Consider the following 7,440-nt stretch of genomic DNA (forward strand, 5'->3'; position numbering starts at 1 on the left):
AATTCCTAATATAATTTAAAATAATTGCTTATGTTTTATAGCATTAGCCAATAAGCCAATAGTTGTGCCATTATGAGCAAATGCAGTAGCTGCTGGGCTTAATAAACCAAGTGTTGCAGCACCTAATATGAATGAATTAACCCATACCGTTGTGCTAAAGTTTTTATCAATTTTTTTCATAGTTTCATTAGCTATAACTTTTGCTTCTAAAATACAAGCAAAATCATCTCTTAGTAATCCAATATCAGCACTAGCTTTTGCTAAATCAGCACCTTTTTGCATAGAAATTCCAACATCAGCCTGAACTAACGACGGAGCGTCATTTATACCATCGCCTATAAAGGCTACTTTTTTGCCTTGAGCTTTTAAACTAGCTAAAATATTTGCTTTATCTTGTGGTAAAAGCTCTGCATAAACCTTATCAATTCCAAGTTCTTTTGCAACTTCTAAAGCCCTACTTTCAATATCGCCTGTTAGCATTACTAATTCTTTTACGCCGTTTTGCTTAAGCTTTGCTAAGACTTCTTTAGCATTGCTTCTAATTTCATCTTTCATAGCAATTACGCCTAATAATTCTTTAGATTTTGCTACATATAAAAGAGTTAAGCCTTTATCTAAAAGCTCTTTAATATTTGCATTAGCCCTAGAAAAATCAACACCTTCATCATCTTCTAAAAAGTGCCTTGAGCCAATTATTACTTCTTCATTATCAATGCTAGTTTTAACGCCGTGTGCTACTATAAACTCCACTTCTCCGTGATTAATATGAGAAAATCCACGCTCTTTAGCAGCCTTTACTATAGCTTCTGCAACAGGGTGAAAATAATGCTCTTCAGCACTTGCACTAAGATTTAGTAAGGTTTTTTCATCATATTTTGGACTAAATACATGAACGCTTTCAACTTTTAAGTCCCCATAAGTTAATGTGCCTGTTTTATCAAATACAAAAGTATCAACCGAGCTTAAATTCTCTAAAGCTGTGCTACCTTTAAGCAATATCTGTCTTCTTCCTGCATAAGAAATAGCACTTTTAAATGCCACAGGAGTTGCTAGTTTTAAAGCACAAGAATAATCAGCCTGAAGCACACTAGCCATCGCTGCACTTCCTTTATATAAATATGCAAGTCCAGCAAGTCCTAAAGTAACAGGCACTAAACTATCTGCTAATTTATAAGCTTTTTGCCCTATTTTTGATTTTTCTTCTAAGCAATCTTTCATATAATGTAAAATCTTAGCCGTTGATGTATTTTCTCCAACGCTTTCAGCCCATATTTTAATACGACCTTCAACTACCACGGTTCCACTTAAAACCCTATCTCCACGACTTTTAGTAACTGCTTGGGCTTCTCCTGTCATAGAAACTTGATTAATACTAGCAATCCCATCAACAATATAACCATCAACTGCTATATTATCTCCTTGAGATACCACTACAATATCCCCTACTACCAAATCTTTCGCACTTTTTTTAACAAGCTCTTGATTAACTTCTACCCAAGCGTGAGTTATTTGTGGTTTTGCTAGTTCTTTTATCAAATCATCACTTTTTGCTACTACGCTTTCTTCAATATATTCGCCAATATTTAGCATTAAATTAGTGCTATTTGCTGCTTTATAATCTTTTCTATATAAAGAAACTCCTACTGCTGCTGCTTCTAATACTTTTGAAGTTAAACCATTTTCAATAAGTTCTAAAGTTCCTTCTTTTAATAAAGGCAATGCAGTTGCACTAGAAACAAAACCATCATAAATAGGGCTTGTTTTATAGCTATTTGCTAAAGCTAAAATAGATGAATAAATCATAGCCTTACTTGGAGTTTCTTTTGCTTTTTTTAATTGCTTAATTTCATAAGTGCTAAAAAAATCTAATATTTTTTGAGCTAAATTATTATCAATTTCTTTTGAACTTGTAAAAACTAAGCTTTTTGAAGCATTATTAACACTTACAAAAACACCAGAAAAATTAAGATTAAACTCACTTACTAATAAATGATTATCGCTTAGATTATTAAGCGTATTTAGCCTAATTCTAAGACGATTTTTAGAGTGATGAATAACCTTACAATTATTCTTGCATTGAAGCTTTTGCATCTTCTACTTGCTCTTTAAATTCTTCAATAGCAGCACTAGCAAAACTTTGAATTTTTGCAACACCTTTTGCTAAAGTATCTTTTGCATCTTTATTACTTAATAAATAAGTAACCGCAGCACCAATTAAAATTCCTTTTACTAAAGGAGAGCCAAAAAGCCCTGTTCCTTGAGTTGTTAGCGAACTTAAAAAGCCTGTATTTTGATTGTTGTTTGCAGTATTATTTAAATTATTGTTTGAAACATTATTTAAATATGGATTATAAGAATAATTTTGATTATTATATCCTTGATTAACATTATAATTTTGATTATTGTTTAAATATGGATTATTATTATTTGTCATTTTATTTTCTCCTAAAAATTGATTAATTAAAATTCCACTAATTCCAGAAACTATTGCGTTTTTATAATCTTTCCTAGCTATATCATTGCTTGTTTTAATTGCAAAATAGCTAGTAACTCCTACTTTTAAACTTGCTTTTAAATCTTGAGTTGTAAAAAAATTATTAAGACTAGAGCTTAATAAATGATCACTCGGAACTCTACTTGATGTAAGCATAATTTTTACTTCTTAGAGCTTTTTTTAGCTACTTCTTTCTCGCATTTGCAACAAGGTTTAAGTTTTGAGATTTTTAAAATTGCATTTTCTGTCATTTTTCCTGCACTTTTTGCAAAATCTTGAGAATTAAACTCACTTATACTTTTTTTAATACTATCTTTTTTATTATAAATTGTTACTGCAGCTACACCTAATGCTGCACCTAATATGAATGGAATTGGCATGATAATCTTCCTTTATTTTAAAATATCTTTTAAAAAATTACTAACTAAAGAATCTACATTAAATTCATTAGTCGCAAGGCTTTTTCTTAAAGCCACCTGATACTCATTAACCGAACTAGCCCAAAGTCTAAAAATAAGGTCTTTTAGCTTTTCATCTTTGCAAACATTAGCCGCTATTTTATAAGCTTGAACGATTTCAAATTCTTTTGCTAAAAGTAGCAAATAAGCATCATTTAAACTGCACTCAACCAATAAAGCATTATTATCGCTAATTAACAATTGATTTAATTGCTTTTTTGCATTTAAAATATCTTTTAAAATACCATCATTAAAGCAATTAGCATAATACTCATATAATTTTATGCTAGTTAAATCTAGCTCAAAAGCTCTTCTTATATCGCTGTTTTCTAGTTCTTGCAAAAACTCTTGGTTTTCAAATCTTAGCTCAAGCAATGTTAAGCTCCTTTAAAGCTAGGTTAATCTCATCAATGTTTTTTGCATTGATTAAATTATCAAGGCTTTGTTTTGATATGATTTTATCATCATATAAAATAGTAACCTTGCCTAAGATTTTATTAACTTTAACTTCGTTAATCCCTTTTAGATTAAAAACTTCATCAATGTTGTAGCTTTCTAAGTCTTTTAATTCTCTTATCTTGCTAGATATATCAAGTCTTAATCTACCACTTGTGTGATGAGTGATTGTAATGTATTCTAAAACTTCACTTAAAACCTTAGCTTTATCCATTAAAAATCCTTTCGTTTTCAAAAATGATTTTAGTCCCTAAAACTTAAAATAAAATAAAATATATAAGATAATGATAATCAAAAAGTGGCAAAAACTCAATATTTATGCTATTTTGCTAATCTTTTCTATATTAAATTACTAAGGAATTTTATGAAAAAATTATTTTTTATCTCATTTTTTACAACATTTTTGCTATCAAATAATCTAATAAATGGTAAAGTTGATATTAGCATTCAAAATCCAATAATTAGTAAAAGCGAAATCACTTACACAAAATATCCGATAAATAATAAAACCTTATTAATTTTAGCCCCAAATTATCGTTCTAGTGGTAAAACTTTAAATATTACTTTAGACAATCAAGAATATAGCCTTAAAGTGCTTGAAGGAGAATATAAAAAAGAGCAAATTAAACTTGCAAAGCCATCAATTATTAAGCCAAACAAAAAGCTTCAAGAAAGAATTGCTAAAGAATACGATGAAGCAGTGAAAATCTATGCAAAAAGCACCGAAAAAGCATATATTAATAAGCCTTTCATAATCCCTTTAGATAGCGTTATTACAAGCCCTTTTGGAAGTGCTAGGGTGTTTGAAAACACTCTTAAGAGTTATCATTCAGGCACTGATTTTAGAGCAGCAATTGGAGTTAGCATTCCAGCTAGTAATGATGGAGTAGTAGTTATTGCAAAAGATAGATATTATTCAGGTGGTAGCGTTGTGATTGACCATGGATACGGAATTTATTCGCAATATTATCATTTAAACAAGATTAATGTAAAAGTGGGTGATTTTGTAAAACAATCAGATATTATAGGACTTAGTGGAGATACTGGCAGGGTTAGTGGGCCTCATCTTCATTTTGGAATTGCTATAAAAGGCGTTAGTGTTGACCCACTTGATTTTGTAAATAAATTCAACGCAAAGGCTTTTAATTGATTTTTAGTAAATATTTTGATACTTGGAGTAAAGAGTATTATAAAAAAGGTGTAAAAGTTGGTAAAGATGGGGATTTTTATACAGCTGTTAGCGTTGGAGAGCTTTTTGGCTTTTTGTGTGCTAAAAGATTTATTTTTTTAGTTGATGAAAAGATTTTAAAACTACCTATTGATATAGTAGAAATCGGTGCAAATGAAGGGTATTTATTAAAAGATTTTTTAACATATTTAAAAGATAAACGCCCTGAAATTTATAAGCAAATTAATGTAAAAATCATAGAGCCACACGACAATCTAAGGGCTTTACAAAAAAAGAATTTGAATGTGGAATTTAAACATTATTATTTTGATGATTTTAGTAGTGATAATGCCTTTTTTATCGCAAATGAATTATTTGACGCTTTTGCTTGTGAGCTTTATGATAATCATAAATTTGGCTTCGTTGAAAATGGCAAAATAATCTTTAAAGAGCATAAAAATAGTTATGAATATTTACAAGATAAACTTGAAAAACGCTTGGAATTTTCTCCTATGATATATGATTTTTTAAGTGCTTTAGATAAGAAGTGTAAGGAATTTTATTTTTTAACATTTGATTATTTTTCTACATATTTAAATGATGAGTTTAGTTTAAGAATATTTAAAAACCATCAATTAATTGACCCATTTAACGCTAATTTAGAAGAATTATTTGCAAATTGTGATATTACTTGGAATGTAAATTATGATGAATTGTGCTTTTATTTTGATAAACTTAATCTAAAACATAGCTTTAAAAAACAATCAAGGGCTTTGATGGAATTTGGAGTAGATGAATTTAGCGATATTAAATACGCAAATGCCATTAAATATCTATTTTTTGGCTTTAGCGATAATTTTCATTGTTTAGAATTTAATAAAAACATTAAAGGAGATTAAAATGGATAAAACAAGTAAAGAATTAATAAAAGTTGATGCAAATACTATCAACGAATTAGAAAACGAGCTTTCAAGTTTGCTTAAAACTAGAAATCAAGAGTTAAAAGAACAAATTAAAAAATTAAGCGAAGAGCAAAATAAATTTGAATATCAATTAAATGATAAATTAAAGAAAATTGAAAAAGCTAAAAGCGAGATAAAACCCAAGTCTAACGCAGCATTAATTACTTTATTAAGTATATTAATAATACTTGTAGTAATTGATGTCGGGATTAGAATTTTTGCTAATTAATCTAGGAAATTCCTAGATTAAATATAATAATCCTTGCAGTCTTTAAAATCGCAAAAAAGCACCGCATCAACGCCTATTAAAGCAGCTTTTTCAATATCGCTAGTATCTTTTATAAAAGATAAAATCTTACTATCAAATAAATATTTTTCTGCTAAAAATACGCTGTCTTTTAAGATTTTAGCATTTGGGATAATGTATTCACAAAGTGCTGCATTTGATTGCAAAACTTCACTTAAAGTATCGCAAAATATAGCTCTTTTAATATTTGGCTTTGCTAATATTTCTTCGCTAAATTTTACACAACTTACATTATTTACACTAAGTCCTAATTCAAATTCTAAAGCTGTAAATTGATTTTTTATATAATCTAATCCATAAATTAACATTATTTATCCTTAAGTGCATTTTCTAAAAACAATATTTCATTTATATAATTTTTTTGCAAATATTCTAAATTAATTGAGATTTGCTCTAATTCTTCTAAATTATAATCATTTAATTTTGCTAATAATTCATCGTAATCTAAGGCGAATTCAAAGCCTTTTGCAAAATTAATTTTATTATTATTATAAATTAGTTCTAAGTCTTTTAAAATTGATATTTGATTTGATATTTTATCTAGCATATTAATTAAAATTCTTTTTTATTTCATCTAATTCATCTTGGGTATATCCAGCCATAATTCTAGCGTTTTCATTCATATTTTTAATAGGTCTTATTAGGTGTTTGTATTCTAAGAGTAAATCACAAAAATTCTCATTTGTCCCACCTGCGTTTTTATACCATCTATCGCCTTTATTTACATGGTTTATTTCATCGTGCAAGATGATTTTTAAAACTTCTAATAATTTTGATTTTATTTGGTGTTTTGTGCTGCTTATTTTTTTAACCACAAAAGGATTAGCATCAAGCCCACAAGCTTCTAAATGCCTATGTACAACCCCCATTCTAACCTTAAAACTAGAATTAGTAGCTCTCATAGCATCAAATAAATTAGTATGCACCCCAAAATCTCCGTATTTATATCCTAGCTCATTTAAAGCGTCGTTTAATAGACTAAAGTGTAAGCATTCTTCTTTAGCTATTTCTAAAAAATCACTCGCAAACAAAAGCCCGCCGGTATGATAAAATCTATAAGCAGCATCTAATGCAAGGTCAATTGCTGAATATTCAATATGAGCTATTTGGTGCAAGGTCTTTGCTAAAGCATTATCAGAACTTAGTTCTTTTGGTCTTTTAATCCTTGTTGGGTGAATAATCTCAAGGCTTTTTGCATAACTTGGCTCTTCTAAAACTAAAGGCTCGTATTCATTATAAGCTAGGTTATTGCTTAAAAAATCATCATAAAAATCATCAAATTTAGCTAATTTTTTAGCATAATCACTCTCGCTTAAAACATCAAATAAAGTATGCGAATAATCTTTCATATTAGTCCTTAAAGCTTATAAATGAGATTTTTTATTTTATAAAATCTTTGATAAAAACATAGTTTTACCAAAGATTATTAAAAAGAATTTAAATAAATACTATTTAAATTCTTTTATTGTCTATAAATCTTGATTTTATTTTACGAAATTAATAAATATTTTGATTTATCAATATTTTAACTAAGTCTAATTTAGCTAGATTTTGCGATGGAATTTTTAATATATCTAATAGATTTTAATTTCACA

Annotated in this window: 11 protein-coding genes; 3 read left to right on the plus strand and 8 right to left on the minus strand. The window is 28.3% G+C overall.

Annotated elements, in window-relative coordinates; all coding sequences use genetic code 11:
* Positions 1-15 precede the first annotated feature (15 nt).
* The 5 genes from AVBRAN12642_RS07720 to AVBRAN12642_RS07740 are packed head-to-tail and all read right to left on the minus strand — an operon-like array spanning position 16 to position 3,622.
* On the minus strand, positions 16-2,091 hold the full coding sequence (locus tag AVBRAN12642_RS07720) for a heavy metal translocating P-type ATPase (RefSeq protein ID WP_214117810.1): 2,076 nt from the start codon (positions 2,089-2,091) through the stop codon (positions 16-18).
* Entirely contained in the window at positions 2,066-2,650 is a 585-nt protein-coding gene (locus tag AVBRAN12642_RS07725) for a YtxH domain-containing protein (RefSeq protein ID WP_214119511.1), read from the minus strand. Before AVBRAN12642_RS07725 ends, AVBRAN12642_RS07720 begins: the two co-directional genes overlap by 26 nt.
* Before the next feature lie 5 nt (positions 2,651-2,655).
* Positions 2,656-2,874, minus strand: coding sequence for a hypothetical protein (locus AVBRAN12642_RS07730; protein ID WP_214117812.1), 219 nt, complete (start codon positions 2,872-2,874; stop codon positions 2,656-2,658).
* A 12-nt stretch (positions 2,875-2,886) separates the two neighbouring features.
* The gene (locus tag AVBRAN12642_RS07735; RefSeq protein WP_214117813.1) at positions 2,887-3,327 is read right to left on the minus strand and encodes a hypothetical protein; all 441 of its coding nucleotides are present in this window, start codon (positions 3,325-3,327) and stop codon (positions 2,887-2,889) included.
* Positions 3,320-3,622, minus strand: a complete 303-nt coding sequence (locus AVBRAN12642_RS07740; RefSeq protein WP_214117814.1) for an HMA2 domain-containing protein — start codon at positions 3,620-3,622, stop codon at positions 3,320-3,322. The genes AVBRAN12642_RS07735 and AVBRAN12642_RS07740 overlap by 8 nt, the downstream gene beginning before the upstream one ends.
* 150 nt (positions 3,623-3,772) lie before the next feature.
* On the opposite strand from AVBRAN12642_RS07740, the gene AVBRAN12642_RS07745 reads away from it, so the two are divergent.
* The 3 genes from AVBRAN12642_RS07745 to AVBRAN12642_RS07755 are packed head-to-tail and all read left to right on the plus strand — an operon-like array spanning position 3,773 to position 5,767.
* Positions 3,773-4,558: a M23 family metallopeptidase gene (locus tag AVBRAN12642_RS07745; protein ID WP_336608174.1), complete on the plus strand. Its 786-nt coding sequence runs from the start codon at positions 3,773-3,775 to the stop codon at positions 4,556-4,558.
* The gene (locus AVBRAN12642_RS07750) at positions 4,555-5,475 is read left to right on the plus strand and encodes an SAM-dependent methyltransferase (protein ID WP_214117816.1); all 921 of its coding nucleotides are present in this window, start codon (positions 4,555-4,557) and stop codon (positions 5,473-5,475) included. Before AVBRAN12642_RS07745 ends, AVBRAN12642_RS07750 begins: the two co-directional genes overlap by 4 nt.
* Position 5,476: 1 nt before the next feature.
* Positions 5,477-5,767, plus strand: a complete 291-nt coding sequence (locus tag AVBRAN12642_RS07755) for a hypothetical protein (RefSeq protein WP_214117817.1) — start codon at positions 5,477-5,479, stop codon at positions 5,765-5,767.
* Positions 5,768-5,784: 17 nt separating this feature from the next.
* On the opposite strand, the gene AVBRAN12642_RS07760 is transcribed toward AVBRAN12642_RS07755, so the two are convergent.
* The 3 genes from AVBRAN12642_RS07760 to AVBRAN12642_RS07770 are packed head-to-tail and all read right to left on the minus strand — an operon-like array spanning position 5,785 to position 7,194.
* On the minus strand, positions 5,785-6,153 hold the full coding sequence (locus AVBRAN12642_RS07760) for a hypothetical protein (protein WP_214142722.1): 369 nt from the start codon (positions 6,151-6,153) through the stop codon (positions 5,785-5,787).
* Positions 6,153-6,392 (minus strand): hypothetical protein, encoded by a 240-nt coding sequence (locus tag AVBRAN12642_RS07765; RefSeq protein ID WP_336608175.1) that lies wholly within the window; start codon positions 6,390-6,392, stop codon positions 6,153-6,155. The genes AVBRAN12642_RS07760 and AVBRAN12642_RS07765 overlap by 1 nt, the downstream gene beginning before the upstream one ends.
* 1 nt (position 6,393) lies before the next feature.
* Entirely contained in the window at positions 6,394-7,194 is an 801-nt protein-coding gene (locus AVBRAN12642_RS07770; RefSeq protein WP_336608176.1) for a ferritin-like domain-containing protein, read from the minus strand.
* Positions 7,195-7,440 lie beyond the last annotated feature (246 nt).

Origin of the sequence: Campylobacter sp. RM12642, assembly GCF_020137635.1 — a bacterium.
Taxonomy (GTDB): domain Bacteria; phylum Campylobacterota; class Campylobacteria; order Campylobacterales; family Campylobacteraceae; genus Campylobacter_E.

What these genes read in the sequence shown, in the direction of transcription:
- AVBRAN12642_RS07755 (WP_214117817.1), top strand. Translation starts at nt 5,477, where the DNA reads ATGGATAAAACAAGTAAAGAATTAATAAAAGTTGATGCAAATACTATC.
- AVBRAN12642_RS07740 (WP_214117814.1), bottom strand. Translation starts at nt 3,622, where the DNA reads ATGGATAAAGCTAAGGTTTTAAGTGAAGTTTTAGAATACATTACAATC.
- AVBRAN12642_RS07745 (WP_336608174.1), top strand. Translation starts at nt 3,773, where the DNA reads ATGAAAAAATTATTTTTTATCTCATTTTTTACAACATTTTTGCTATCA.
- AVBRAN12642_RS07720 (WP_214117810.1), bottom strand. Translation starts at nt 2,091, where the DNA reads ATGCAAAAGCTTCAATGCAAGAATAATTGTAAGGTTATTCATCACTCT.
- AVBRAN12642_RS07765 (WP_336608175.1), bottom strand. Translation starts at nt 6,392, where the DNA reads ATGCTAGATAAAATATCAAATCAAATATCAATTTTAAAAGACTTAGAA.
- AVBRAN12642_RS07770 (WP_336608176.1), bottom strand. Translation starts at nt 7,194, where the DNA reads ATGAAAGATTATTCGCATACTTTATTTGATGTTTTAAGCGAGAGTGAT.
- AVBRAN12642_RS07725 (WP_214119511.1), bottom strand. Translation starts at nt 2,650, where the DNA reads ATGCTTACATCAAGTAGAGTTCCGAGTGATCATTTATTAAGCTCTAGT.
- AVBRAN12642_RS07760 (WP_214142722.1), bottom strand. Translation starts at nt 6,153, where the DNA reads ATGTTAATTTATGGATTAGATTATATAAAAAATCAATTTACAGCTTTA.
- AVBRAN12642_RS07730 (WP_214117812.1), bottom strand. Translation starts at nt 2,874, where the DNA reads ATGCCAATTCCATTCATATTAGGTGCAGCATTAGGTGTAGCTGCAGTA.